General features: G+C 69.1%; 26 protein-coding genes. 17 read left to right on the top strand and 9 right to left on the bottom strand.

From position 1 onward, the window contains the following. A partial coding sequence (locus tag VKQ35_RS19045; RefSeq protein ID WP_324364299.1) for a hypothetical protein occupies positions 1-1032 on the top strand: 1032 nt, incomplete at its 5' end. Positions 1033-1038: 6 nt separating this feature from the next. Here the strand turns inward: VKQ35_RS19045 and VKQ35_RS19040 are convergent. Together VKQ35_RS19040 and VKQ35_RS19035 are read right to left on the bottom strand one after the other, a co-directional pair. Then, complete coding sequence (locus VKQ35_RS19040; RefSeq protein WP_324364298.1) at positions 1039-1680, bottom strand: uracil-DNA glycosylase; 642 nt, start codon at positions 1678-1680, stop codon at positions 1039-1041. Beyond that, complete coding sequence (locus VKQ35_RS19035; RefSeq protein WP_324364297.1) at positions 1673-2254, bottom strand: NYN domain-containing protein; 582 nt, start codon at positions 2252-2254, stop codon at positions 1673-1675. The genes VKQ35_RS19040 and VKQ35_RS19035 overlap by 8 nt, the downstream gene beginning before the upstream one ends. 45 nt (positions 2255-2299) lie before the next feature. Between VKQ35_RS19035 and folK the strand changes: the two genes are divergently transcribed. The 8 genes from folK to era all read left to right on the top strand — a co-directional run bounded on the left by folK (position 2300) and on the right by era (position 9503). After that, positions 2300-2791 carry a 2-amino-4-hydroxy-6-hydroxymethyldihydropteridine diphosphokinase gene (gene folK, locus VKQ35_RS19030; RefSeq protein ID WP_324364296.1) on the top strand — a complete coding sequence of 164 codons (492 nt, stop codon included), beginning with the start codon at positions 2300-2302 and terminating at the stop codon, positions 2789-2791. Between the two features lie 89 nt (positions 2792-2880). After that, positions 2881-3240, top strand: a complete 360-nt coding sequence (gene rpoZ / locus VKQ35_RS19025) for a DNA-directed RNA polymerase subunit omega (protein WP_324364295.1) — start codon at positions 2881-2883, stop codon at positions 3238-3240. Positions 3241-3314: 74 nt separating this feature from the next. Beyond that, entirely contained in the window at positions 3315-5498 is a 2184-nt protein-coding gene (locus VKQ35_RS19020) for a bifunctional (p)ppGpp synthetase/guanosine-3',5'-bis(diphosphate) 3'-pyrophosphohydrolase (RefSeq protein ID WP_324364302.1), read from the top strand. Positions 5499-5571: 73 nt separating this feature from the next. Then, positions 5572-6342 (top strand): pyridoxine 5'-phosphate synthase, encoded by a 771-nt coding sequence (locus VKQ35_RS19015; RefSeq protein ID WP_324364301.1) that lies wholly within the window; start codon positions 5572-5574, stop codon positions 6340-6342. Then, positions 6339-6737 (top strand): holo-ACP synthase, encoded by a 399-nt coding sequence (gene acpS / locus VKQ35_RS19010; RefSeq protein WP_324364294.1) that lies wholly within the window; start codon positions 6339-6341, stop codon positions 6735-6737. The genes VKQ35_RS19015 and acpS overlap by 4 nt, the downstream gene beginning before the upstream one ends. Positions 6738-7079: 342 nt before the next feature. Continuing rightward, on the top strand, positions 7080-7862 hold the full coding sequence (lepB, locus tag VKQ35_RS19005; RefSeq protein WP_324364293.1) for a signal peptidase I: 783 nt from the start codon (positions 7080-7082) through the stop codon (positions 7860-7862). A 13-nt stretch (positions 7863-7875) separates the two neighbouring features. Beyond that, positions 7876-8574: a ribonuclease III gene (gene rnc / locus VKQ35_RS19000; RefSeq protein WP_324364292.1), complete on the top strand. Its 699-nt coding sequence runs from the start codon at positions 7876-7878 to the stop codon at positions 8572-8574. After that, positions 8571-9503 carry a GTPase Era gene (gene era / locus VKQ35_RS18995; RefSeq protein ID WP_324364291.1) on the top strand — a complete coding sequence of 311 codons (933 nt, stop codon included), beginning with the start codon at positions 8571-8573 and terminating at the stop codon, positions 9501-9503. The genes rnc and era overlap by 4 nt, the downstream gene beginning before the upstream one ends. A gap of 10 nt (positions 9504-9513) precedes the next feature. Here the strand turns inward: era and VKQ35_RS18990 are convergent, their stop codons facing one another. Then, on the bottom strand, positions 9514-9960 hold the full coding sequence (locus VKQ35_RS18990) for a hypothetical protein (protein WP_324364290.1): 447 nt from the start codon (positions 9958-9960) through the stop codon (positions 9514-9516). A gap of 316 nt (positions 9961-10276) precedes the next feature. Here VKQ35_RS18990 and VKQ35_RS18985 point away from each other — a divergent pair, with 316 nt between their 5' ends. The 3 genes from VKQ35_RS18985 to VKQ35_RS18975 all read left to right on the top strand — a co-directional run bounded on the left by VKQ35_RS18985 (position 10277) and on the right by VKQ35_RS18975 (position 12258). Further along, complete coding sequence (locus VKQ35_RS18985) at positions 10277-10693, top strand: endonuclease domain-containing protein (RefSeq protein WP_414692367.1); 417 nt, start codon at positions 10277-10279, stop codon at positions 10691-10693. A gap of 151 nt (positions 10694-10844) precedes the next feature. Next, on the top strand, positions 10845-11576 hold the full coding sequence (gene recO, locus VKQ35_RS18980; protein ID WP_324364300.1) for a DNA repair protein RecO: 732 nt from the start codon (positions 10845-10847) through the stop codon (positions 11574-11576). A 79-nt stretch (positions 11577-11655) separates the two neighbouring features. Continuing rightward, positions 11656-12258, top strand: coding sequence for a class I SAM-dependent methyltransferase (locus VKQ35_RS18975; RefSeq protein ID WP_324364288.1), 603 nt, complete (start codon positions 11656-11658; stop codon positions 12256-12258). Here VKQ35_RS18975 and VKQ35_RS18970 read toward each other — a convergent pair. The 3 genes from VKQ35_RS18970 to VKQ35_RS18960 are packed head-to-tail and all read right to left on the bottom strand — an operon-like array spanning position 12245 to position 15035. After that, a complete protein-coding gene (locus tag VKQ35_RS18970) occupies positions 12245-12790 on the bottom strand; it encodes a hypothetical protein (RefSeq protein ID WP_324364287.1) in 546 nt (181 codons plus the stop codon). The genes VKQ35_RS18975 and VKQ35_RS18970 overlap by 14 nt on opposite strands. Next, positions 12787-14676 carry a M56 family metallopeptidase gene (locus VKQ35_RS18965; protein ID WP_324364286.1) on the bottom strand — a complete coding sequence of 630 codons (1890 nt, stop codon included), beginning with the start codon at positions 14674-14676 and terminating at the stop codon, positions 12787-12789. Before VKQ35_RS18965 ends, VKQ35_RS18970 begins: the two co-directional genes overlap by 4 nt. Further along, entirely contained in the window at positions 14673-15035 is a 363-nt protein-coding gene (locus VKQ35_RS18960; protein WP_324364285.1) for a BlaI/MecI/CopY family transcriptional regulator, read from the bottom strand. The genes VKQ35_RS18965 and VKQ35_RS18960 overlap by 4 nt, the downstream gene beginning before the upstream one ends. Before the next feature lie 313 nt (positions 15036-15348). On the opposite strand from VKQ35_RS18960, the gene parC reads away from it, so the two are divergent. From parC to VKQ35_RS18940, 4 genes are all read left to right on the top strand, one after another. Beyond that, the gene (parC, locus tag VKQ35_RS18955) at positions 15349-17598 is read left to right on the top strand and encodes a DNA topoisomerase IV subunit A (RefSeq protein WP_324364284.1); all 2250 of its coding nucleotides are present in this window, start codon (positions 15349-15351) and stop codon (positions 17596-17598) included. Between the two features lie 217 nt (positions 17599-17815). Then, positions 17816-18790: a hypothetical protein gene (locus VKQ35_RS18950; protein WP_324364283.1), complete on the top strand. Its 975-nt coding sequence runs from the start codon at positions 17816-17818 to the stop codon at positions 18788-18790. Between the two features lie 132 nt (positions 18791-18922). Next, positions 18923-20002: a site-specific DNA-methyltransferase gene (locus VKQ35_RS18945; protein ID WP_324364282.1), complete on the top strand. Its 1080-nt coding sequence runs from the start codon at positions 18923-18925 to the stop codon at positions 20000-20002. After that, complete coding sequence (locus VKQ35_RS18940) at positions 19999-20850, top strand: NotI family restriction endonuclease (protein ID WP_324364281.1); 852 nt, start codon at positions 19999-20001, stop codon at positions 20848-20850. Before VKQ35_RS18945 ends, VKQ35_RS18940 begins: the two co-directional genes overlap by 4 nt. Positions 20851-21011: 161 nt before the next feature. Here the strand turns inward: VKQ35_RS18940 and VKQ35_RS18935 are convergent, their stop codons facing one another. The 3 genes from VKQ35_RS18935 to VKQ35_RS18925 are packed head-to-tail and all read right to left on the bottom strand — an operon-like array spanning position 21012 to position 23214. After that, entirely contained in the window at positions 21012-21971 is a 960-nt protein-coding gene (locus VKQ35_RS18935) for a hypothetical protein (RefSeq protein WP_324364280.1), read from the bottom strand. A 40-nt stretch (positions 21972-22011) separates the two neighbouring features. Beyond that, positions 22012-22959, bottom strand: coding sequence for a hypothetical protein (locus tag VKQ35_RS18930; protein ID WP_324364279.1), 948 nt, complete (start codon positions 22957-22959; stop codon positions 22012-22014). A 60-nt stretch (positions 22960-23019) separates the two neighbouring features. Beyond that, a complete protein-coding gene (locus VKQ35_RS18925; RefSeq protein ID WP_324364278.1) occupies positions 23020-23214 on the bottom strand; it encodes a hypothetical protein in 195 nt (64 codons plus the stop codon). A gap of 132 nt (positions 23215-23346) precedes the next feature. On the opposite strand from VKQ35_RS18925, the gene VKQ35_RS18920 reads away from it, so the two are divergent. Beyond that, positions 23347-24093: a Crp/Fnr family transcriptional regulator gene (locus VKQ35_RS18920; protein WP_324364277.1), complete on the top strand. Its 747-nt coding sequence runs from the start codon at positions 23347-23349 to the stop codon at positions 24091-24093. Positions 24094-24095 lie beyond the last annotated feature (2 nt).

The raw sequence follows: 24095 nt of genomic DNA, 5'->3' as shown, positions 1-24095 counted from the left end.
ACGGTCACCAGCGCCGCCTACGCCGGCGGAACCCTCACCCTCCTCGACGGCTCAACCACCGTCGCCACCCTGCGCCTCAGCGGCAACTACGCCGGGGCCACCTTCATCACCGCCCCCACCGCTACGACCGGCGTCACCCAGATCCAGGTCCAGGAAGTGACCCCGTCAACCATTTCGCCATCGGACGATTTCGAAGCTCACGGTCTCAGCGACGTATTAATCCAGAACACTAGCGGCGCGGTCGTGCTGGGGGAACTCGGAACGAACGGCCAGGAGGCCTACGCCCAGGTCTCGGGCCTGGGACCAGGGTGGTCCTTTCACGGAAGCGGCGATTTCGTCGGTTCAGGCGCACGGGACTATCTGATCGAGAATACCAACGGTGCCGTCGACGTAGGTCAGGTCGCCGGTGGCCAGACGACCTACAGCCAAGTCGCAGCGCTTGGGCCTGAGTGGCGATTCCGCGAGACCGGGGACTTCATGGGCGACGGTAAGTCCGACTTTCTGATCGAGAATACCGGCGGCGCGGTGGTGGTGGGTGAGATTGTCGGCGGCCGGGCGCAGTACACCCCGGTCGCCGCCTTGGGGCCGGAGTGGACGTTCGTCGGCTCCGGGGATTTCCTGGGCGATGCAAAAGACCAGTTCTTGATCCAGAATACGAAGGGGGCGGTGGTTGTGGGGGAGGTGTCGGGCGGCCGAACCACCTACACCCAGGTGGGGGCGTTGGGCCGGGAGTGGAGGTTCGTGGAGGCCGGGCAGTTCCTCGGCGACGCCAAGACGGATTTCCTGATAGAAAATACCAGCGGAGCGGTCGTCGTCGGCGAAGTCGCTGGCGGCCGAACGACCTATACGCAAGTCGGCGGGCTGGGGCCTGAGTGGAGTTTCGTCGGAGCCGGCGACTATTCGGGCACGGGGACGGACAGCTACCTGATCGAGAACACCAACGGCGCGATCCTGACTGGCACGGTAGTGGCCGGACACGCGCAATACATCCAGGTCGGGGCGTTGGGACCGGAGTGGAGGTTCCACGGTTGAAGCCGCCTAACCGGCGTCCAACAGCGCCCGCGCCCGAATGAACACGGCCTCGAACATCGCCGGGGTCAGGCGGCCGGTGTTCGTGTTCAGGCGGGAGCAGTGATAGCTGTTGATGATCCGGTAGCCGTCCACTTCGCTCTCCGCTCCGTGTCCGGAGGCGCCCGCCGAGGCGGGACGGCCGAGCGCCTTCATCACGTTGCGCCGCGCCACGTCGCCGAGGGTGACGATGACCTTAAGTCGGGGAAGGGCGACGATGCGGGCCGCCAGGAAGGAGCGGCACGTCGTCTCCTCGACGGGCAGGGGTTTGTTGCCGGGTGGCGCGCAGCGCACGGCGTTGGTGATCATGCAGTCGACCAGGGTCAGGCCATCGTCGGGCCTCGCCCCGTAGCGCCCCCGCGCGAAGCCCTGCGCGACCAGGGTCTCGTAGAGCAGCACCCCGGCGAAATCGCCGGTGAACGGCCGCCCGGTGCGGTTCGCGCCCTGCCGTCCGGGCGCCAAGCCCGCCACCAGCAGCCGCGCGTCCGGATCCCCGAACGAGGGCGCGGGGCCGTTCCACCAGTCGGGATGGGCCGCGCGGTTCTCGGCCCGGTAGGCGACCAGGCGCGGGCAGAGGGGGCAGTCGCGCGGCGGCTCGGCGGGATCAGTCATCCGCCGTTTCGCGGGTCTCCTGCAGGAAGCGGGGCAGGCGCTCCCGCGGCGCGCGACCGACGATGTCGGCCAGGTCCGCCAGGTCGACGAACGCGTCCGCCTGACGCCGCAGGTCGTCCGAGGCCATCGGCGGCTGCGACTTCAGGGTGGAGACGACGGTGACCCGCACCCCCTTGCGCTGCACCGCCGCCACCAGGCTGGCGAAGTCGCTGTCGCCGGAGAAGAGAACCATGTGATCGGCCTTGGGGGCCAGCTCCAGCATGTCCACCGCCAGTTCGATGTCCATGTCGCCGCGGTAGCGCTTGCGGCCGTCGCGGTCGGTGTACTCCTTGGCCGGCTTGGTCACGAGCGTGAAGCCGTTGTAGTCCAGCCAGTCGACCAGCGGCCTGATCGGCGAATAGTCCTGATCCTCCACCAGCGTGGTGTAGTAGTAGGCGCGGATGAGCAGCCCGCGCTTGCGGAACTCTTCCAGCAGCCGCTTGAAGTCGATGTCGAACCCGAGATTCTTGGCGGCCGCGTGCAGGTTGGCGCCGTCGATGAACAGGGCGAGCCGGTCGGTGGGATAAAAAGTCACGGTAAATCCTTGCCAAATATTAAAAATAACGCATTCGATGACGCCGTGGTCGTCGCGCTCGGGTCAAATCTGCGCGGCCACTATCGGTCAAATCGCGACCTGCTGGAAGCGGCCTTGCGGCGGCTCCCGGATGTCGGCCTCGACGTGACGAGGCGCTCTCGCTGGTGGCGATCGGCGGCCTGGCCCGACAGGGCGCACCCTGACTATCTCAACGGCGTCGCCCTTGTCGAGACAAGCCTCCCGCCGCGCGAGGTCCTGGACGCCCTGCTGCGCGTCGAGATGGCGTTCGGCCGCCGGCGCGGCGCGGCCAACGATCCCCGCACCCTCGACCTCGACCTGATCGCCTACGGGCGTGCGATCCTTGAGGAGCCTGGCTTGGCCCTGCCGCACCCGCGCGCCCACCAGCGGCTCTTTGTGGTGGGGCCGCTGGCCGACGTCGCCCCGGATTGGATCCATCCGGAGCTCGGCGCAACGGCGGCCGAACTCGCCGCCGCCGCCGTCATCGGCGCGGACGCCGTTCCGTTGGGCGAGCCCTGACGGCGACTATCCCGGGTGGCTGCGCCGCGTTGCAAAACTGGCCCTTCGCCGCTATGTAGTGAGGTTCATCCCAACCTCCGTGAGACTACATGGCCCGCGTCACCGTCGAAGATTGCGTTCTGAAGGTTCCCAACCGCTTCAACCTCGTGTTGCTCGCCGCCAATCGCGCGCGCGCCATCGCGGCCGGCTCGCCCCTCACCCTCGACCGCGACAACGACAAGAACCCGGTCGTCGCCCTGCGCGAGATCGCCGAGGACATGGTCAACCCCACCGAACTGCGCGAGACGCTGATCGGCAGCCTGCAGCGGGTGGACGAGCATTCGGAAGCCGAGGAGGAGGCCGAAACCCTCGCCCTTCTGGCCGATCCCAGCCATGCGCAAATGAGCGAGCAGGAACTGGTGCGCGCCCTGCAGAGCGATCGCGACGGCGGCCAGGAGGAGCGCTACTGAGCCTTGAGGCCGTCCCAGCCCCGACCTCCTTCGCCACCCCGCTCGCCCCGCCGCCGGAGCCCACTCCGGCCAAGCTGAAGGCGGCGGCGCCGAAATTCCTGCGCCAATATGAACTGATCGACCGCGTCCGCGCCTACGATCCCAGCGCCGACGAGGCGCTTCTGAATCGCGCCTACGTCTACGCCGTGCGCATGCACGGCTCGCAGAAGCGGGCGTCCGGCGATCCCTATTTCGCCCACCCGATCGAGGTGGCGGGCATCCTCACCGACTACCGCCTCGACACGGCGACCATCGTCACCGCCCTGCTGCACGATGTGATCGAGGACACCGATGTCACCCGCGCCGATATTGATCGCCTGTTCGGCGACGAGGTCGGCGAACTCGTCGAAGGCGTCACCAAGCTCTCCCGCCTGGAGGCCACCGCCGACTACAAGAAGCAGGCCGAAAACCTGCGCAAGTTCATCCTGGCGGTCTCCAAGGACGTCCGTGTGCTGCTGGTCAAGCTCGCCGACCGGCTGCACAACATGCGCACCCTGCACTTCATCAAGAATGCGGCCAAGCGCGAGCGGATCGCCCGCGAGACCCTCGATATCTACGCCCCCCTGGCCCGCTCGATCGGTTGCCACAAGATCTGTTCCGAGCTCGAGGAGCTGGCCTTCGCTCACCTCAACCCCAAGGCGCGGGATGCGATCATCCGGCGCCTCGACGTGTTGCGGGCCGGGCAGGGACGGGCGGTGGCTTTGGCCAGCGAAGAGATCGCCAAGCAGCTGAACGACGCGGGCGTGACTTGCCGGGTCGTCGGGCGGGAGAAGAACGCCTATTCGATCTGGCGCAAGCTCCAGCGGAAATCCATTGGATTCGCTCAACTATCCGACATCTATGCGTTCCGGGTGATCGTCGGTGACGAGGACGACTGCTACCGCGCCCTGGGCGTCATCCACCGCGCCTGGCCGTGCGTCCCCGAGCGGTTCAAGGACTTCATTTCGACGCCCAAGCGCAACAACTACCGCTCGATCCACACCACCGTGGTGGCGCCGCGGGCGATGCGCATCGAGTTGCAGATCCGCACCGAGGCCATGGACCGCGTGGCCGAGGAGGGCGTCGCCGCCCACTGGCGCTACAAGAACGAGACCTACGCCTTCGACCCGGAGTCCGCCGCCGCGGCCGGGGGACGCGATCCCCTGGTCAACATCCGCCAGCTGGTCCAGGTGCTCGAGCAGGGGGGCGACGCCGAGGATCTGCTGGACCATGCCAAGCTCGAGGTGTTCCTCGATCAGGTCTTCGTCTTCACGCCCAAGGGCCAGTTGATAAGCCTGCCGACCGGGGCGATGCCCCTCGATTTCGCCTACGCCGTGCACACCGACGTGGGCGACACCTGCCTGGGCGTGAAGATCAACGGCGAGCTGCGTCCGCTACGCACGGTGCTCGCCAACGGCGATGTGGTGGAGGTGGTCAGGGGCCCGAAGCCCTCGACGCCCGAGGACTGGATGAGCCTCACCGTCACCGGCCGCGCGCGTTCGGCGATCCGCCGCCATATGCGCCAGTCGGAGCGCGAGGAGTTCCAGCGGCTCGGCAAGGCGGCGCTGGAGCAGACCTTCGCCCGGGCCGGCAAGACGCTCTCCGAGGTCTCCCTGCGCCCCGCTCTGGACCGGTTCGCGGCCGCGTCGGAGGCCGAGGTGTTCCAGGCCGTCGGGCGGGGGCGGATCTCGCCGACGCAGGTGCTGGAAGTGGTGTTTCCCGGCCTGGCGGAGACGGCCAAGGCGGCCGCGACGGCGCGCGTGCGGATCGAAGATCGCTTCGCTTCGCTCTACGTCAAGGGCGGCGGCCTGGAGCCCGGCGCCCTCCTGCGCTTCGACCCATGCTGCAACCCGCTTCCCGGCGATCGGATCGTCGGCATCACGGAGGAGGGCGGCGCCGTGGCCGTCCACACCATCGACTGCGCCCAGCTGGCCGAATACGAGGATCGCGAAGAGCTGTGGCGGGACCTGCAGTGGACGCCCGAGGCGGAGCGCAACACCCTCTCCGACGCCCGCCTGAACGCCACCATCCGCGACGCGCCCGGCGTGATGGGCCAAGCCTGCACGATCATCGGCGAGGCCGGCGGCAACATCATCGGGGTCAACATGCGCCACCGCCATTCGGACTTCTTCGACGTCGATTTCGACATCGAGGTGAAGGACGCCCGCCACCTGACCCACATCGCCGCGGCGCTGCGCGCCTGCCCGAGCATCGAGACCGTCGACCGGGCCCGGGGCTGACATGAGCCCGGACATGAACGGTGGCGTGAACAGGGATATTCCCGGCGGCGGGACCGGTGTAATCAGCCGCGCCATGAGCCCGCCACCCAAGCTCCTGCGCCTCGGCGTCAACATCGACCACGTCGCGACCATCCGCAACGCGCGCGGCGAAGCCTATCCGGATCCGGCCCGGGCCGCCGATCTGGCCATGCAGGCCGGGGCCGACGGCATCACGGCCCACCTGCGCGAGGACCGCCGCCACATCTCCGACGCCGACATCGACGCGCTCGCCGCCACCTGCCGCAAGCGCGGCCGCCCGCTCAACTTCGAGATGGCCGTCACCGTCGAGATGGAGGCCATCGCGCTCGCCCACCTGCCGCACGCCGCCTGCCTGGTGCCCGAGCGGCGCGAGGAGGTGACCACCGAGGGCGGTCTCGACGTGGTCGGCGGCCACAATCGCATCGCGCCGTTGGTGGCAAAGCTCGTTGATGCGGGACTCCGCGTCTCCTGCTTCATCGACGCGGACCTGAGCCAGGTCGCCGCCGCCAGGTCGGTCGGCGCCCAGGTCGTCGAGCTGCACACCGGCGCCTATTGCCAGGCGGTGCGCGAACGGCTGCCGCAGGCCGCCGCCCTGCTGCAGAACCTCAAGGCCGCCGCCAGCGAGGCCCACCGCCTGGGGCTGGAGGTCCACGCCGGCCACGGCATCGACTACGAGACCGTGAAGCCCGTCGCCGCCATTCCCGAGCTCATGGAGCTCAACATCGGCCACTTCCTGATCGGCGAGGCGATCTTCATCGGGCTTGGCCCCGCCATCCAGCGCATGCGCGCCCTGATGGATGAAGCCCGCGCCACGAGAGCGGCGTGATCGTCGGCCTGGGGTCGGACCTCTCCGACATCCGCCGGATCGAGAAGACCCTGGAGCGGCACGGCGAGCGCTTCACCAACCGCATCTTCACCGAGCTCGAGCGCACCCGCTCCGACCGCAAGGCCGACCGCGCCGCCTCCTACGCCAAGCGTTTCGCCGCCAAGGAGGCCTGCGCCAAGGCGCTCGGCACCGGCATGCGCCGCGGTGTTTTCTGGCGCGACATGGGGGTCGTCAACCTGCGCTCCGGCCAGCCGACCATGGCGCTGACCGGCGGCGCCCACGCCCGCCTCCTGGAGCTCATGCCCCCCGGCCACCGCCCGGTCGTCCACCTCTCGCTGACCGACGACCATCCCTACGCCCAGGCCTTCGTGATCATCGAGGCCTTGCCGGAATAGAAGGCGTCCACGAACCACACGAACCACACGAACCAGAGGCCGCGAAGCGGCGCCTTCCTATTCCGACACGAAGGTCACGAAGGGCACGAAGACCACAAGGGAGCCTGGTCAGGTCGCGGCGCTGGCGCAGGCAGAGTGTCTTCGTGTCCTTCGTGGTCTTCGTGTTCAATGACTGAGCCTCCGCTGCCGCGGAGGCTCGGAAGCCCTCACCCGTTCGTGGGGTTTGCAACGCTGTCCGGACAACTTCTCCCCGGCACAAACCTTGCTCGCGGCGTGGCATCCGCGTAGCAACGGCCCGTTCCGCGACAGCGGTCCACAAGGCCGATCCCCCAAGGACTCTAGATGAACGATACCGCCAAGGCTTCCGCGCCTCCCGAGCAATCCGGCGCGATGGCCGAACTCGTCGAGATCGTGAAGACGATTGTCTACGCCCTCTTGATCGCGCTGTTCCTGCGGGTGCTGTTCTTCCAGCCCTACACGATCCCCTCGGCCTCGATGGAGCCCAATCTCTACGAGGGCGACTACATCATCGTGTCCAAGTGGACCTACGGCTATTCGAAGTTCTCCATTCCCTTCGCGCCGCCGCTGTTCTCCGGCCGGATCGCCGAGCAGGCCGCGCACCGCGGCGACATCGTGGTCTTCGCCCTGCCGCACGACCCGCACGTCGACTACATCAAGCGCATCATCGGCATCCCGGGCGACCGCATCCAGATGAAGCAGGGCCTGCTCTATCTGAACGGCGTGCAGGTGCCCCGCGTGAAGAAGGGGACCTTCCGCGAGGACAGCGGCTATGGCTTCATGCACGACGTCACCCGCTACCAGGAGACGCTTCCCGGCGGGAAGACCTACATGACCAACGACTTCGGCCCCGACGGCGACCTCGACAACACCGACGTCTTCGTCGTGCCTGAGCACCACTATTTCATGATGGGCGACAACCGCGACAACTCCTCCGACAGCCGGGTCTCGCCCGAGGCCGGCGGCGTGGGCTACGTCCCGGCGGAAAACCTGGAAGGCAAGGCGCGGATCATCCTGCTCTCCTGGTCGAAGGGCGCCTCGATCTTCAAGCCGTGGACCTGGGTTCTGAACCTCCAGCCCCATCGGTTCTTCAACTTGCTGCAATGAACACGCCCCTCTCATGAACACGAGAGTCGCGGCGATCGCTGAGCTGGAGCGCCGCATCGGTCACAGCTTCGCCGACCGCGAGCTTCTGGAACGCGCGCTGACGCACGGCAGCGTCACCAAGGGCTCGCCCAAGATCGCCGACTACCAGCGGCTGGAATTCCTCGGCGACCGGGTGCTGAACCTGGTCGTCGCCGAACAGCTCATGCGTCTGCAGCCCGAGGCCACCGAGGGCGCGCTGTCGAAGCTGATGAACCAACTGGTCAACTACCGCGCCTGCGCCGACGCCGCGCGCCGCGCGGGCCTGCGCGATGCGCTGCGCGTCGACGCCAGCGCCACCAAGATCGGCGCCCGGGACAACGAGCGCGTGCTGGGCGACGCCTGCGAGGCCCTGATCGCCGCCCTCTACCTCGACGCCGGCTTTCCCGCCGCGCGGGACTTCATCCTGGCCTTCTGGGCCGATCTGTTTCTCCACCTCGATGCGCCGACCAAGGACCCCAAGACGATGTTGCAGGAATGGGCCATGGCCCGCGGCCTTCCGCTCCCCGAGTACCGGGTGATCAAGCAGGAAGGTTCGGCGCATGAGCCGGTCTTCACCATCCAGGTCGGCTTGCCGGGCCTGGAGGCGATGACCGCCGTCGCCGGCTCCAAGCGCGAGGCCGAGCGTCTCGCCGCCGACGCCATGCTGACCGCTCACGCGGGGCCGATGTCATGACCAAAGCCGGTTTCGCCGCCATCATCGGCGCGCCCAATGCGGGCAAGTCGACGCTCACCAACCGCCTGGTTGGCGCCAAGGTCTCCATCGTCACGCAAAAGGTCCAGACGACCCGCTTCCCGGTGCGCGGCGTCGCCATGGCCGGCGACGCCCAGATCGTGCTCGTCGACACGCCCGGGATCTTCCAGCCCCGCCGCCGGCTCGACCGCGCCATGATCCGCGCCGCCTGGGGCGGCGCCCAGGACGCCGACGTCATCGTCCATCTGGTCGACAGCCAAGCCGAACTCGCCGCCGAGGGCCCTGGCGGCAAGGCCGCCGACCGCAAGGCCGCCATCGACGTGGAATCCATCGTCGAGGGCCTGAAGGCTGCCGGCAAGACCGCGATCCTGGCGCTCAACAAGATCGACGGCATGAAGCGCGAGACCCTGCTGGCCTTGTCGAAAAAGCTTTTCGATACGGGCGTCTACAGCGAGGTCTTCATGATCTCCGCCGCCGACGGCAATGGCGTCGACGACCTCCTGAAGCGGCTCGCCGAGCTGATGAAGGAAGGCCCCTGGTTCTATCCGGCCGAACAGACCGCCGACATTCCGGCCCGCCTGCTCGCCGCCGAGATCACCCGCGAAAAGCTCTACCTGCGGGTCCATGAGGAGCTGCCCTACGCCGCGGCCGTCGAGACCACCGCCTTCGAGGAGCGCAAGGACGGCTCCGCGCGTATCGAGCAGACCATCTATGTGGAACGCGAAAGCCAGCGCCCGATCATCCTGGGCAAGGGCGGCCAGACCTTGAAATGGATCGGCCAGAAGGCGCGCGAGGAACTGTGCGAACTCCTCGACCGCCCGGTCCACCTGTTCATCCACGTCAAGGTCGACGAACGCTGGGCCGACAAGCGGGAGTTCTACGGCGACGTGGGCCTGGATTTCGACGCCTAGGGCGCCGGCCTCAGCGGCTGGTCACATAAACCGGAGTCTGCGCCCAGGCGGGGTCGCCGACGACCGTGAGCTGGGCGAACAGCCGCCGCAGGGGGAACATCAACTGATGGCCGGCGACGCCCGACACCCCGCCGAACGCCTTGACCACCGCGTCGGCCAGGTGCGCGTGGCGCCCGGGCGCGAACCGCTGCGCCGCCTCGAGTCCAAACGCCAACAGCATCATCAGCGCCGTGGCGGCCAGGGCGCGTCGGCCGGCCGCGCGCGAGACCGCGACGCCCAGCACCGCGTAGGCGGCGAGCCGCTCGATGTTGGCGCTGGCGATGTGCGGCCGAAGCCCGATCGGGCAGAGGGTGACAAAGGCGATGGCGGCCACGCCGAGCACGGCGGCGGCGATCACCGTCTTGGAAGGTTTCGCGCGGCGGCGGTTTCGCCCGGCATAGGGTGGCGTGCTGGTCATCGGCTGTTCTGCCCGTCCTGTCTGCCGCGACCCTCGCACGGCAGAGCTTAAGACCCGGTTCCGATCCGCGCGGATTTTCAGCTCTCGGGCGGGTCCTGATCCGACGACGGCGGTTGGCGCGGCGCGGCGCGGCCGCGGATCAGCACGCGCAGGCCCGCGATCAGCAGCGAGGCCAGCAGCACCACGACCCAGGTCATCGGGTCGCTGAGGGAAAGATGGTCGAGTATCGCTCCGACTCCTCAAGCTCTGGGCGCAAGGTGTCGCGCCGGGCGGGGCCCGTCAAACCCGCCGTTGCCGCTTGACACGTCCGCCCTTAGTGTTCTCTATATGTTCTCATCTCCCCCGCGAAGCGGCGGGAGGGGGACCGCCCGCCGAAGAGCGGGTGGTGGAGGGGGCGAGCCGCCGCAAAGCCTTGCGAAACACACTCATCACTAAGCGCGCCCGCGCCTTGCGCAAGACCATGAGCGAGCCCGAGGTCATGCTCTGGCAGCGATTGCGCGGGCGCGGACCCGATAAGCCGACCTTTCGGCGGCAACATCCCTTCGGCAAGATCATCGTCGACTTCTATTGCCCGGCGGCTCGGCTGGCGGTGGAGGTGGATGGCGCGACCCATTGGGACGATGAAGCGCGTGCCAAGGACGAAGCGCGCGACCGCTGGCTGATGAAGCAGGGCGTTCACGTGCACCGGGTCCCGGCGGGGGCGCGTGTACCGCGAACTCGGGTCGGTGACTGATGCGATCCTGGTGCAGGCCGAGGCGCTGATCGAGGCGGGGAGGCCGTGTGCGCGGCTCGCCCCCTCCACCATCCGCTCTTCGGCGGATGGTCCCCCTCCCGCCATCGCTGCCGCGATGGGGGAGGTGCGCTCTTGTGCTACCTACGACCCGATGGAATTCGAAGACGACGCCTTCGTGCTCTCGGCCCGCGCCTTCGGGGAGTCTGGCGCGATCGTCGAGCTGCTGACCGCGCGGCACGGCAAGTACGCCGCCCACGTGGCCGGCGGCGCGTCGCGCAAGATGAAGCCGTTCCTGCAGGCCGGCGCCCAGGTGCTGGTCCGCTACCGCGCCCGGGTCTCCGACCAGTTGGGCGCCGCCAGCCTTGAGCCGGTGGGCGAGGGGCCCTCGGCCCTGTTCGACGACGCCCTGGCGCTGGCCGGCCTCGCCGCCGCCGCCGCGGTGGCGGCAGGCGCGCTTCCGGAGCGCGAGCCGCATCCGGGCGCCTATCTGGCCTTCGAGGCGCTTAGCCAGGCGCTGGCCGCCACCGACTACTGGCCGGCCGTCTTCGTCCGCTTCGAGGCGGGCCTGCTGCAGGAGCTGGGCTTCGGTCTCGACCTCTCCAAGTGCGCCGCCACCGGAGTCACCGACGACCTCATCTACGTCAGCCCCAAGACCGGCCGCGCCGTCTCTCGCGCCGCCGGCGAGCCCTATCACGAGCGGATGCTGGCGCTGCCGCCCTTCCTGCTCTCCAGCCAGTCGCGGCTGGAGGCGGGCGACGTCGGCGCGGGCCTGGCCTTGACCGCCCACTTCCTCGAACAGTTCATCTTCAATCCGATCAACCGTCCCTTGCCGCCCGCGCGGCTTTGGCTGGTCGACCGGCTGAACGAGGCGGGCCGGCTCTGACGGCGCGCGAATCGGCGGGCCCGGCGCTAAGGTCGCCCCTGGCCTGGGTGATCGCCGCCCCTTAGGAGCCGCCGGTCCGATGCCCTATTCCGCCCCGGTCTTCGATCAACATGTCGCCGCGCTGATCGCGCGCATGAAGCCGGCCTCGGTTCTCGATATCGGGCCGGGCGCCGGCAAGTACGGCCGGATGATCAAGGCGCTGCGGGAGGGCGGCGCGGAGATCGGCTCGCTCACCGCCGTCGAGATCGACGCCAGCTACGTCGAGCGGTTCAAGCTCGGCGAGGTCTATGACGACATCCAACTCGCCGACGCGTCGGCCATGCCCGATGTCGATCCCGACGGGCATTGGGACCTGGTGATCCTGGGCGATGTGCTGGAGCATTTCCGCAAGTCGCGCGGCGCGGACCTGATCGACTATCTCTACTACAGGACGAAATACATCATCGTCGTGGTGCCGATCGATTTCATCCAGGGGGCCTGGGAGGGGCATCACGCCGAGGCCCATATCTCCACCTGGTATGCGAGCGATTTCAGCCGCTACAAGGCGGCCACGGTCAGCTGGGCCGCGCCCGAGGGCGGCGAGGTTCAGATGGTGATGATCAACGGCCTGCGCGCCGATCCCGCCTCCGACTTCATCCTCGCCCGGGACCTGCCGTCGTCGGGGATCTTCAGCGCCCCGTGACCGCGGCCGGCGCGGCCTTGCCGGGCCGAGGACCGGAGCGCGGCGGGGCGGTCTTGGCCGCGGCGACGCCCGCCGCCTTGAGGAACGGGTCGACGGCGGCCTGGCGGTCGGCGGCGAAGATCTCCTCGGAGCGGGCGGCGAGCGTGCTGGTCAGGTTCGCCTCCGCCAGCACGGCCAGCCGGAAATCCCCCGGCGCGGCCAGCGGCGCCTCGCCCTCGGCCTTGTCCGGCAGCGGCGCGATCTCCGGCTGCGTGCAGGCCAGGGCGCCGGTCAGCGAGCGGACGCAATATTCCCGCTCCAGGAAGGCGGCCAGTTTCCAGCGATAGCTGTCGGGACCGCCGGCGGCCGGCCGGACCTGGGTCACCGCGGCGTTCACGAACAGCGCCCGGCGCACGGTCATCTCCTCGCGCCGCCCGGCCTTCATCAGGCTCAAGGGCAGGTCGAGATTGGCGGCGCTCGTGGTGTGCTCGCTGCGCGTGACCACCACCTCGGCGGCGGGCGGCGCGGCGGGCGGGGCGTCGGCCTGGATCACTGCGGGCCTGGATCGCGCAGCGCGTCCAGCCGCGCCTTGGCCGCCGGGTCGGTCGGCAGCGCAAAGCGGATCGGGATATTGATCCGCCCGCCGGCGGTCGGCACGCCATCGACCGTCTGCGGTCGCATGCGGAACAGCGTCGCCAGCTGCAGCGTCGCCTGGCGGAAGTCCTCACGGATCGCGTCGGGCAGGCCGAAGGTCTCGGCCCCGGTGGCCACGCAGTCCGTCAGCCGCCCGTCCCGGTCCACGCCGCAGGACAGGGCCGTCCAGGTCTCGAAGTGGCCCTTCACCGCTTCGGCCGGGTAGAAGCGCGCCATGTCGGCGCCGGTCGGCTTGTCGAACCAGTCCGGCTTGACGATGCGCGGGGCCGCGGCGACGGGCGGGGCCTGCTCAGCCGCGACGTAGCTCACCGGCGTTCGCAGCGGCTGGGCGCTGGGCGCAGGGGCCGGCGCGGCCGCCGGCGTCGGTTTGGCGGCGCCCTCATGCACCGGCATCGGCGGCAGGGGCGGCATCGGCCGGTCGGGGTCGCCGCGGCGCCCTGGCGTGGCGTCGGGCGTGAACACCACCGGGAAGACGGTGTGGCCCTCCCGCGGGTTCGGCGTCGGCGGGATCCGCGCCTGGTAGTAGCGGCTGAGGTCCACGGCGGCCTGGCCGAACGCCGCCTTCAACCGCTCGTCCGCCGCGCCGCTGGTCGCGCCCGTGACCACCGTGTCCACCGCCGCGCAGGCCTTCAGCCGGCCCTGCACGGTCACCGCGCAGCTGATCCGCACCTCGGCGCTCGCGCCGGCCTTGAGCGCCGCGGCCGGGTAGGCGCGCAGGATGTCCGCGTGGCTCGGCAGGGCCAGCCAGATCGAGGTCCGAACGATCGTGCAACCTTCGCCGCGCGCCTCGCGCGCCGGGTCGCAGCTGTACTCCGGGTGTGCGGCGGCGAAGACGTCGGCCGCCGCGCGTTCCGGCGCGCCGGGGCCCGGCTGGGCGGCCCAGGCGAGGCCGCCGGCGCCCAGCGTCGCGACGCCGGCGAGGGCGAGGCCGGTCCAGCGCCGCGACGCCGCAGGCAAGGGAGACTTCAGCATGGCGATCCTCTCCTTCAAGGGATGGCCCGGGCCCGACGGCCAGTGGCAGCCGAGCGGCAGGGACCGCGTCGCGATCTGGGTCTTGAGCAGCAGCTCGGCGTAGGCGCGCCGCGCCTGCGGAAAGCGCCCGATCACCGTGGCGTCGCAGGCCAGCTCCTGGTCGATGCGCAGCACGCGCACGGCCACATGGACCAGCGGGTTGAACCAAGCCACGCACTGCAGGGCGCAGGCCACAGCATTGACCCCCGCGTCGCCGCCCGCCAGGTGCGCGCGCTCGTGCGCCAGGATCAGGTCGCGCTCGGCCGGCGCGAAGCGGGCCTCGAAGTCGGCGGGCGCCACGATGCGGGGGCGGAACACGCCGACCACGGCCGGGCCGACGTCGGGGCCTTGCGCCCAGAACAGACGCGGCGTGTCTGACGCGGTCAGCCGGCCCATGGCGCGGGTGAAACGGGCCTGGCGCCGCAGCACCAGGGCGGCCGCCGCAAGCGCGCCGGCCAGCCAGAGGCCGAAGACCAGAGTGGCCGCGTCGGGCGTGCTGGCCCGCGCCGCCGCCGGGGCCTCGACGGTGAAGGCTTCCGCCATGCCCGCCGCCGCAGTCTCGGCGCGGGCGACCATCGGACCGATCGGGGTGGCGATCTGCGGGTGGGGCGCCAGCACCGCCGCGGCGGCCGCCAGCGGGGCCAGCCACAGCAGATAGGCCGCGCGCGCCCCGAACCGCAGCCGCACGATCCGCCGCACCGCGAGCACGAACAGCACCGCCGCGCCCGCCGCCAGGTTGGCCTTGAGCAGGCCCAGCAGGATCGCCGCGATCATGGCTCGAACCCCTCGATCAGCTTCTTCAGCGCGGCGATGTCCTCAGGGGTCAGCGCGCCCGTCTCGGAAAAATGGCTGACCAGCGGCGCCAGCCGGCCGTCGAACAATCGGTCCAGCAACCCCTGGCTCTCGGCGCCCACATAGTCGGCGCGCGCGATCAGCGGCCGGTAGAGATAGCGCCGACCGTCCCGCGTCGCGGCCACGGCGTGCTTTTTCAGCAGGCGATTGATCAGGGTCTTCACCGTCGCCTCGGTCCAGCCCTGCGGCCCAGCCACCTCGGCGGATATCTCCTCGGCGGCCAGCGGGGCCTTGGCCCACAGCGCCTCCATGACCACGCTCTCTGCGCCGCTGATCTTCATGGACGTTTACACCCGTAATCGACACCTATTGATTACGCCCGTAATCGTCAGTGTCAAGGGCGTGCGGAAGAAGAAGGAGCCACGGACGGACACAGACGCGCACGGACCTGTCCTGCCGCTTGAGAGGCCGAAGGCCATCTTCCGAGAGGCTCTGCTTAGGATCAGAAGGCGAACTGCGCTCGCCAAGGGCAAGGCGCGTCCGTGTGCGTCTGCGTCCGTCCGTGGTGCAAATTCTTCTCCGCGCCGCAGCGACGCCGCCCCCGCCGCCCTCTAGTGTCGAACCCACAAACCCTGCCTGATTCTGACAGACCTCATGACCGACACCACCCTCACGCCGCCCGGCGCCCCCGGCGACCGGATCATCGACGAGCCGCTCTCCGAGGCGCTCTCCCGCCGCTATCTGGCCTATGCGCTCAGCGTCATCACCGACCGGGCGCTGCCCGACGTGCGCGATGGGCTGAAGCCCGTGCAGCGCCGCGTGCTCTACGCCATGCGCGAGATGCGGCTGAACCCCGACGCGGCCGCCCGCAAATGCGCCAAGGTGGTCGGCGAGGTGATGGGCGGCTATCACCCGCACGGCGACCAGTCGATCTACGACACCCTGGTCCGCATGGCCCAGGACTTCGCCCAGCGCTATCCGCTGGTCGACGGGCAGGGGAACTTCGGCAACATCGACGGCGATAACCCCGCCGCCATGCGCTACACCGAGGCCAAGCTCACCGCCGCCGCCACGCTGCTGCTGGACGGCATCGACGAGGACGCCGTCGACTTCAAGCCGACCTACGACGGCCAGGACGAAGAGCCGGTCGTGCTCCCCACCGGCTTCCCCAACCTGCTCGCCAATGGCAGCACCGGCATCGCCGTCGGCATGGCGACCTCCATTCCGCCGCACAACGCCGCCGAGCTGATCGACGCCTGCATCGCGCTCCTCAGCAAACCCAGCGCCACCACCGCCGAGCTGATGGAGCATGTCAAAGGCCCCGACTTCCCGACCGGCGGCGTGATCGTCGAGCCGCACGCCAGCCTGCTGGAAACCTACGAGACCGGCCGCGGCGGCGTGCGCCTGCGCGCGCTCTGGACCAAGGAGATGCTGGGCAACGGGACCTACCAGATTGTCGTCACCCAGGTGCCCTACCAGGTGAAGAAGGCCGACCTGGTCGAGCAGCTCGCCGAACTGATCGAGGCCAAGCGCGTCCCCCTGCTGGGCGACGTCCGCGACGAGAGCGCCGAGGACGTCCGCCTGGTCCTCGAGCCCAAGAGCCGCAACGTCGAGGCCGAGGTGCTGATGGAGAGCCTGTTCAAGCTCTCCGACCTGGAGAACCGCTTCAGCGTCAATCTCAACGTCCTGGACGCGCGGGGCACGCCCGGCGTCATGGGCCTCAAACAGGTGCTGCAGGCCTTCCTCGACCACCGCCGCGAGGTGCTGGTCCGCCGCGCCCGCCATCGCCTGGCCAAGATCGAGGCCCGGCTGCACATCCTCGACGGCCTGATCACCGCCTACCTCAACCTCGACGAGGTGATCCGCATCGTCCGCTACGAAGAGGACCCCAAGGCCCGCCTGATCGAGGCTTTCGACCTCTCCGAACTGCAGGCCGAGGCCATCCTCAACACCCGCCTGCGCCAGCTCGCCCGGCTGGAGGAGATGGAGCTGCGCCGCGAGCACGCCGACCTCGCCGAGGAACGCGACGGCATCGTCGGCATGCTGGCCGACGACCGCGCCCAGTGGAAGCTGGTCGGCGCCGGCCTTCGCCAGGTGAAGGCCGACCTCGGCGATCACCTCAACGCCCGCCGCTCGATCTTCGCCGACGCGCCGGAGGTCGACGCCGACGCGGCCATCGAGGCGATGATCGTGCGCGAGCCGATCACCGTGATCCTCAGCGACCGCGGCTGGATCCGCGCCGCCAAGGGCCGCGTCGACGACCCCTCGGAGCTCAAATTCAAGGAAGGCGACAAGCTGGCCTTCCTGGTCCCGGCCGAGACCACCGACAAGCTCTTGATCTTCGCCTCCGACGGCCGCTTCTTCACGCTGGCCTGCGACAAGCTCCCCGGCGCCCGCGGCCACGGCGAGCCGCTCCGCCTGATGATCGACCTCGACGACCGCGTCGGCATCGTCGACGTCTTCGTCCACAAGCCCGGCGCCAAGCGCATCCTGGCCAGCAAGGAAGGCTACGGCTTCATCCTGCCCGAGGAAGAGGCCATCGCCTTCCGCCGCGCCGGCAAACAGGTCCTCAATCCCGGTCCCAAGGGCGCCCTGGTCAGCCTCCTGCTAGGCGCCGCCGACCAGCTCGCCGTCATCGGCGACAACGGCAAGATTCTGATCTTCCCCACCGCCGAACTCCCCGAAATGCCGAGGGGCAAGGGCGTGAAACTCCAATCCTACCGCGAGGGGGGCTTACGCGACGCAACCGCCTTCCCGGAAGCCGAAGGCGCCGCCTGGATCGACACCGCCGGCCGCACCTTCGCCTGGGCCGAGTGGCGCGAGTGGCTCGGCAAACGCGCCGGCGCCGGCAAGCTCGCCCCCCGCGGCTTCCCGGCGAGCAAGCGGTTCCGGCCGAAGAGCTAGACACCCAACACCGCTCATCCCGGCGAAAGCCGGGACCCAAGCTGCGTTGAAGGGCAGGGTGCAGGGGGCGGCCAACACCCGACCGCCCTATGGGTCCCGGCTTTCGCCGGGATGAGCGGTGAGAAGGGGAGGAGGGCGCCCCACCCGTTCAAATTTGTGCAGTTGCCGCCGCCGCCGTTCCACCCTCCGATGGGTCCGGGACCGGGGGAGCCCTTTCATGACGCCACGCCGCATCGCCGCCGCCGCCGCGTTCGCGCTCGCCGCAACCCTTGCGCTCGCCGCCCCAGCCCAGGCCGGACCCTACCGCGCGCCTCGCACCGCCTATGGCCAGCCGGACCTGCAGGGCCTCTGGACCGCCGTCTCGCTGACCGGGCTGGAGCGCAATTCGCCCAACGACCCGCTCACCTTCGCCACCCCGGCCCAGGAGCGCGCCTACGAGGCCGCCGCCATGGCCGGCCAGGCCAAGGACGAGGCCGGCGGCGTGGGGCAGGGCGTCTCCGAATGGCATCCGGCCCAGCGCATGGCCCGCCTTGACGGAAAACTGCGCACCTCCTGGATCGTCTTCCCCGCCAACGGCCAGCTGCCCTATCGGCCCGAGGCGCTGGCGCGCTACCGCGCGCTCGGCAAGGCGGCGGTGAGCGGCCTGGCCGCCAACCCGGAGGACCGCCCGCCCACCGACCGCTGCCTGCTGGGCGGCTTCGCCTCGTCCACGCCGCCGATGATCAATCCCGCCGTCGCGGGGGGAAAACAGATCGTCCAGACCGCCACCGAGGTCGCCATCCTGTCGGAGATGAACCACGACCTGCGCATCGTGCGCCTGTCCACGCCGGGCCATCCGGCCCGCCATCCGCCGGCCAACGTCCGCGTCTGGCTGGGCGACAGCATCGGCCACTGGGAAGGCGAAACCCTGGTGGTCGAGACCACCAACTTCCACCCGCAGGAGACCTTCCGGGGCCCCGTCTACCTGATCTCGGCCGGCGCCCGCGTCACCGAACACTTCACCCGCACCGCCCCAGGCGAGATCCGCTACGCCTTCGAGGTCGACGACCCCGCCACCTACACCGCCCCCTGGCGCGGCGAGATGCCCCTCCACCCCGACAAGGGCCCGATCTTCGAGTTCGCCTGCCACGAGGGCAACTACTCCATGCCGCTCATGCTGCAGATCGCGCGCGCGGCGGAGAAGGGGCGGTAGGGGCGGCCGGCGCTCTGGTCCCGGCGCAGGTGGGGATTCAAGCCGAGTCCGCCAACACCGAATGACGCACCTGGCTCGGCTAAGCGGTTCAGGCCGAAGGCGTCGTGGCGTCATCTGGGATAAGGTGGCGGCATGAATCAGCCCGCGCTCCACCTCCGCGCCGATCATGGGAATGACCTTGGGACTAAGCTCGACCGCTATCTTGCGGCCTCCCATACCCAGCCGCTGTTCTTGTGTGGCGATGCGAGTGAAGTGCTCAGGTCTGTGCCAAGCAACTCAATCGATTTTTGCATGACCAGTCCGCCCTACTGGGGCCAACGCGACTACGGCGTTGACGGCATTGGCCTCGAGAGCTCTCCCGAAGAGTATATCGACGCCCTCGTCAGGGTGTTCGCGGAAGTCTACCGGATCCTCAAGCCGACGGGTTCTTTCTGGCTGAACTTGGGGGATGCCTATTCAGCAAAAAGTATGATCGGATTGCCGTGGCGTGTCGCCATCAGGATGACTGATCAACTCGGCTTCATAATGCGCAATGACGTGATTTGGCATAAAGTAAAAGGCGGGATGGATCAAAGCAAAGATAAGCTTAGAAATGTCCACGAACATATTTTCCACTTTACGAAGTCACGATCGTATTTCTATGACGCTGACGCGCTTCGAACTAAGCCCCGCGCCTCGAAAGTCGTAAACGGACGGGTTATCTCCGCGACCGGCGTATCAGGCATCAGATATCGCCGTCAGATCGAACTCTCGACGGCGCTCTCACCCGAAGAGAAGACCTGTTCCCTCAGCGCGCTTGAAAACGAGCTCAGACGGGTCGGGGAGGGTGAAATATCAGACTTCCGCATGGTCATTCGCGGCTCGCAACGCGCCACGCACTCAGACGGCGAAGGCGTTTCAGGCCGTGCTCGCGAATTGGTCGAGAAGGGTTTCTATTTCCTGCGCTACCACCCCAACGGCGCCAAGATGAGCGACGTCTGGGAGATCGTGCCTGAAGACACCAAGAGATCGCATCGTCACTTTGCGGCCTACCCCGAGGATCTCTGCAAGCGTCCGATTTCCTGCAGTTGTCCGGTCGGCGGACTGGTGCTCGATCCGTTTTGCGGCACAGGCACGACGATGCGTGTCGCGCATCGCTTGGGGCGCCGCTCGATCGGAATTGATCTTTCCTCTGAGTACCTTGAGTTCGCCGAAGAGCGATGCGCGCTGTGAGTCTGGTCTCGGAATTATTTGGGAGGGCGTCCGATAAACTCGGCGAGGATTGGAACGGTGTTGTGGAGGCGCAGCAATGCCCTTTCCTCGGTCGAAAATGTTGGAAGACCCGGAAGAGCGACCCCAGCACCTCTATTGGCACCTGCACGGTGGCTTACGGTCGTCCACCTGCGCCGGTCATTATCTGTCCGACGCGTCTCATCGAGCGGCGGCAGATATTCACGGACTGCCTCCATCTTTTGACTCTGCATGAGCCGGGCAACGAGCTGCACATCGTTCCGGAGGTGACCATCCCAGGGGGAAGGATCGACTATTTTGTGGTGTCCTCCCGGGACGGACGAGTCCGCGACTTCGTTGGCGTGGAGTTGCAGACGCTGGACACCACCGGAACGGTTTGGCCCGAGCGTCAGCGGCTTTTGCGCGAACTTGGCGTCGCGCGAGGGGATGACGCCGAGGCGTCTCCAAAGCCGTTCGGGATGAACTGGAAGATGACTGCCAAGACTATTCTCGTCCAGATGCATCACAAGATTCAGACATTCGAGCATGTAAACAAAAAGCTGGTGCTCGTTCTCCAGGACCGGCTCCTTGAGTACATGACCAGAGAGTTCAATTTTGGACATCTCAACAACCCCGGATCGATCGGCGATCCGATGCACATGCACGCCTATGGACTTCGACGGAGTCCAGACAACTCGCTGGTTCTAAGGCTCGACGCCCGCCTAAGCACTGACTCCGAAGGGATCAGCACCTGTCTGGGTCTCCAAGCCGAAGCGCGGGTTGAGGTGGAGGCCATCATCCTGGCCCTTCAAGCGAAGATTTCCGCCGCGACGTTGTTCGCCCCCATCTAAGACGAAGTCTGACTCTGTCTATAGACCGTCCAAGACGGGCTGCCCGGACCTGACGCCCAATTTAGCATCCCCGGACGCCACCCATCCTTTGGCCCTCAATGGGCCTCACGCCTCGCTGAGCAGGTCTTCCCAATCCTGTCCGCCGTAGAACAGCCGCAGGATCACCACCCGGTCGTCGCCGCCCGCTCCTCGACCCGCGCCCCCGCCAGGATTCCCGGCAGCGAATAGTTCCCCTCGTGGCAGGCGAACTCGAACATCGCGCCCGGCGCCGGCTTCAGCGCCATCTCGCCGCGCCAGGGCTGGGTGTAGAGCGCCGGGTCGGTGACGGTGAATTCGTAGGTGAGCTCGGCCGGGCCGGTGCGGGTGAAGCGCTCGGTGACCCGGGTGGTGTCGGCGCCCAGCAGGCGGCCGCCGCGCCAATGCTGGCCGGGATGGTTGCCCAGGGTCTCCACCACCAGGGTCGCGCCCTCCCAGTGGCCGACCCCGTCGCCGGTCCACTGCGGCGGCTGGGGCGGGCCCTGCGCCGCCGTCCCCATCCGGATGATCCGCGCCTCGTGGTACTTTTCCGTCAGGATGACCACAGCGGCGGGCGTCTGGACGATCTGGAAGAGGTTGGCGTCGGGGGCGCCGGCCATCGGCGCGCCGGCCGCGGCGCTGCCCAGGCAGCGGGTGGTGACGCCCGTCTCCTCCGGGTTGGCGGCGGGCAGGGCGGGGTCGGTCTTCTCGCGGGCCAGCGCCGCCAGGCCGGCGGGCGTGAAGGGGATTTTGCCGTCCGGCGGGTCGACGATCCAGGACGAGCGGATCTGGCCGCGCACCCGCCCCAGGCCGTCGCCGCGCTCGTTGAACTCCGCCTCCGCCTGGCCCAGCACGTCCTCGGCCTTGGGGGCGGGCATGCCGCGCAGCTTGCGCCGGGGGCCCTCATAGGCTTCCGCCTCGGCCGGCGTCAGCACCAGGGCGTGCAGGTCCGCCGGGCGTTCGAGGTCGGTGTAGGTGCCGAGCGTCCAGGTCCCCTCGAGGTCCGCGGGCGCCACGGGCCGCCCGCGGGGCCGCGCCCCGGCGCCCGCCGCCCAGGCCGCCGCCGCCATTCCGCCCAGCACCGCCCGTCGAAGCACCCCTGCCATGCGGGCAGTTCGGCACGATCCGGGTGCGCCGTCACCTGCACTATTTTGACCGCGCCGCCGCCTCGCGCTCTTCCCGCCGGGCGCCCGCCAGGATGCCGGGCAGCGCATAGTTCCCCTCGTGGCAGGCGTATTCGAAGATCCGCCCGCCGGCGTTCCGGAACTCCATCTCGCCGCGCCAGGCCTGCGTGTACATGGCCGGGTCGGTCACGGTGAATTCGTAGAGCAGCTCGTCCTCGCTCAACCGCGTGAATCGCTCGGTCACCGCTGTGGTCGGGCAGAAGTAGAGGTGCTGGTTGCGGTCGGTCTCGCCGGGCCGGAAGCCGCTGGTTTCCGCCACCAGGGTCGCGCCCTCCCAGTGGCCGACAGCGTCGCCCAGCAGCGAGGGCGCCGGGGCCGGGTTCTGCGGCGCACCCGGCCTGCGCAGCCGCACGATCCGCGCGTCATGATACTTTTCGCTCAGGATCACCACGGCGCTGGGCGTGGTCACGATCTGGACGAGGTTGGAATCCGGCCCGCCGATCATCGGCGCGCCTGCGGCGTAGCTGGCCGCGCAGCGGGTGGGCCCGTTCATCGCCTCGGGATTGGCGGTGTCGGTGTAGAGCGGCGGCCGCTCCAGATGCAGCCGCGCGCGCACCTCGGGCCGCCAGGGGATGCGGCCGTCCGCCGGCTCGACGATCCAGGACGAGCGCAATTCGCCCTTCACCCGCGCAAAGCCCGTCCCGCGGTCGGTGTATTCGTTCTCCCCCTGGCCCACCGGGTCGTCGCTGGCCGGGACCCCGTGCAGCGCCTGGCGCGGGGCCGCCAGCGCCTTGGCGTCGGCGTCGGTGAGCACCAGGTCCGCCACCCCCTTGGGCCGCTCCAGGTCGGTGAAACTGGCCATGCTCCAGACGGCGTCGAGGCCGAGCGGCCTGCGCGCCGCAAGCGCCGTCGCGGCGCCGGCGCTCAGCACCAGCCCGCCCAGCACCGTCCGTCGAAGCACCCCTGCCATGCGGCCAGTTCGGCACGAAAAGGCCGCCGCCGTCACCTGGACTTTTTTGACCGGGCGGGCTCAGGCGGCGCGGGCGAACTCGAACGCCGTGTCGGAGATGCTGGGCGCCGGGGTCTGCGCGCCCTGCGCGGCTTGCGCCATCCGGTCGCGCCGGTCGGCGAGCGCCATCCAGAGCGAGACGCCGCCAAGGCCGATCATGAAGGCGGCGAACATGCTGACGATGTAGACGAGGCCGAGAATGGTGAGGACGGACATGGCAAAGGGCCTTTCTCAGGAGGATTTCACCGATCTCACCGCCTTTCGCCGCGCCGCGCCTTGATCTGGATCAAACCGCCCGCGGCGACGGCGCGTATTGCGGCCGGGCGGGCGAGGCGGCATTTTCCTCGGATGGCTGAGCTTGCCTTTCCTGGCGCGCCCTGCGCCCGCGCGTCCTCCGGGGCCGTGGCCGGCCGCTGCGCCATCTGCGCCGCTCGGCCCTTCAGCATCTGCGCCGCCCTGCCTGACGCCGACCTCGCCCGCCTGGAAGCGCTGGCCGAGACGCTTGCGCTGGCCCGCGGCCAGGTGCTGTTCCGAGAGGGCGATCCGGCGGCGCAGGTCTACAACGTCTCCGCGGGATCGGTCCGCCTGTCGCGCCTGACGCCGGACGGCCGCCGCCAGATCCTTGGCTTCGCCTTCGCCGGCGACTTCCTGGGCCTCGACCGCCGCGCCGAGCACCTGTGCACCGCCGAGGCGCTGGAGGCGGCCACGGTCTGCCGTTTTTCCCGTCCGCGTTTCGAGGCCCTGCTGGCCGAGCGGCGCGACCTGGAACAGGCGCTGGCCGGGCGCGCCGCCGATGCGCTCGCCGCGGCGCAGGGCCAGATGCTGCGTCTGGGCCACAAGACCGCGCTGGAGCGGCTGGCGAGCTTCCTGCTCACCCTGCCGGGCTGCGATCCGGCCCGCCCGTCGGCGCCGGGCCAGGTGCGCCTGCCGATGACGCGCCAGGAGATCGCCGACTATCTGGGCCTGACGCTGGAGACGGTGAGCCGCGGCTTCAGCCGTCTCAAGCGCGACGGCCTGATCCGGCAGGTCTCGCTCGCCGAGGTCGTCGTCGAGCGCCCGGCCGCCTTGCTGGCCGCGGCCGGCGAGGCGGCCTAGGC

This window comes from Phenylobacterium sp. (assembly GCF_035309685.1).
Classification (GTDB): Bacteria; Pseudomonadota; Alphaproteobacteria; order Caulobacterales; family Caulobacteraceae; genus Phenylobacterium.
The sequence above is the reverse complement of the archived record's forward strand: the minus strand, read 5'-3'. Positions and strand labels throughout refer to the sequence as shown.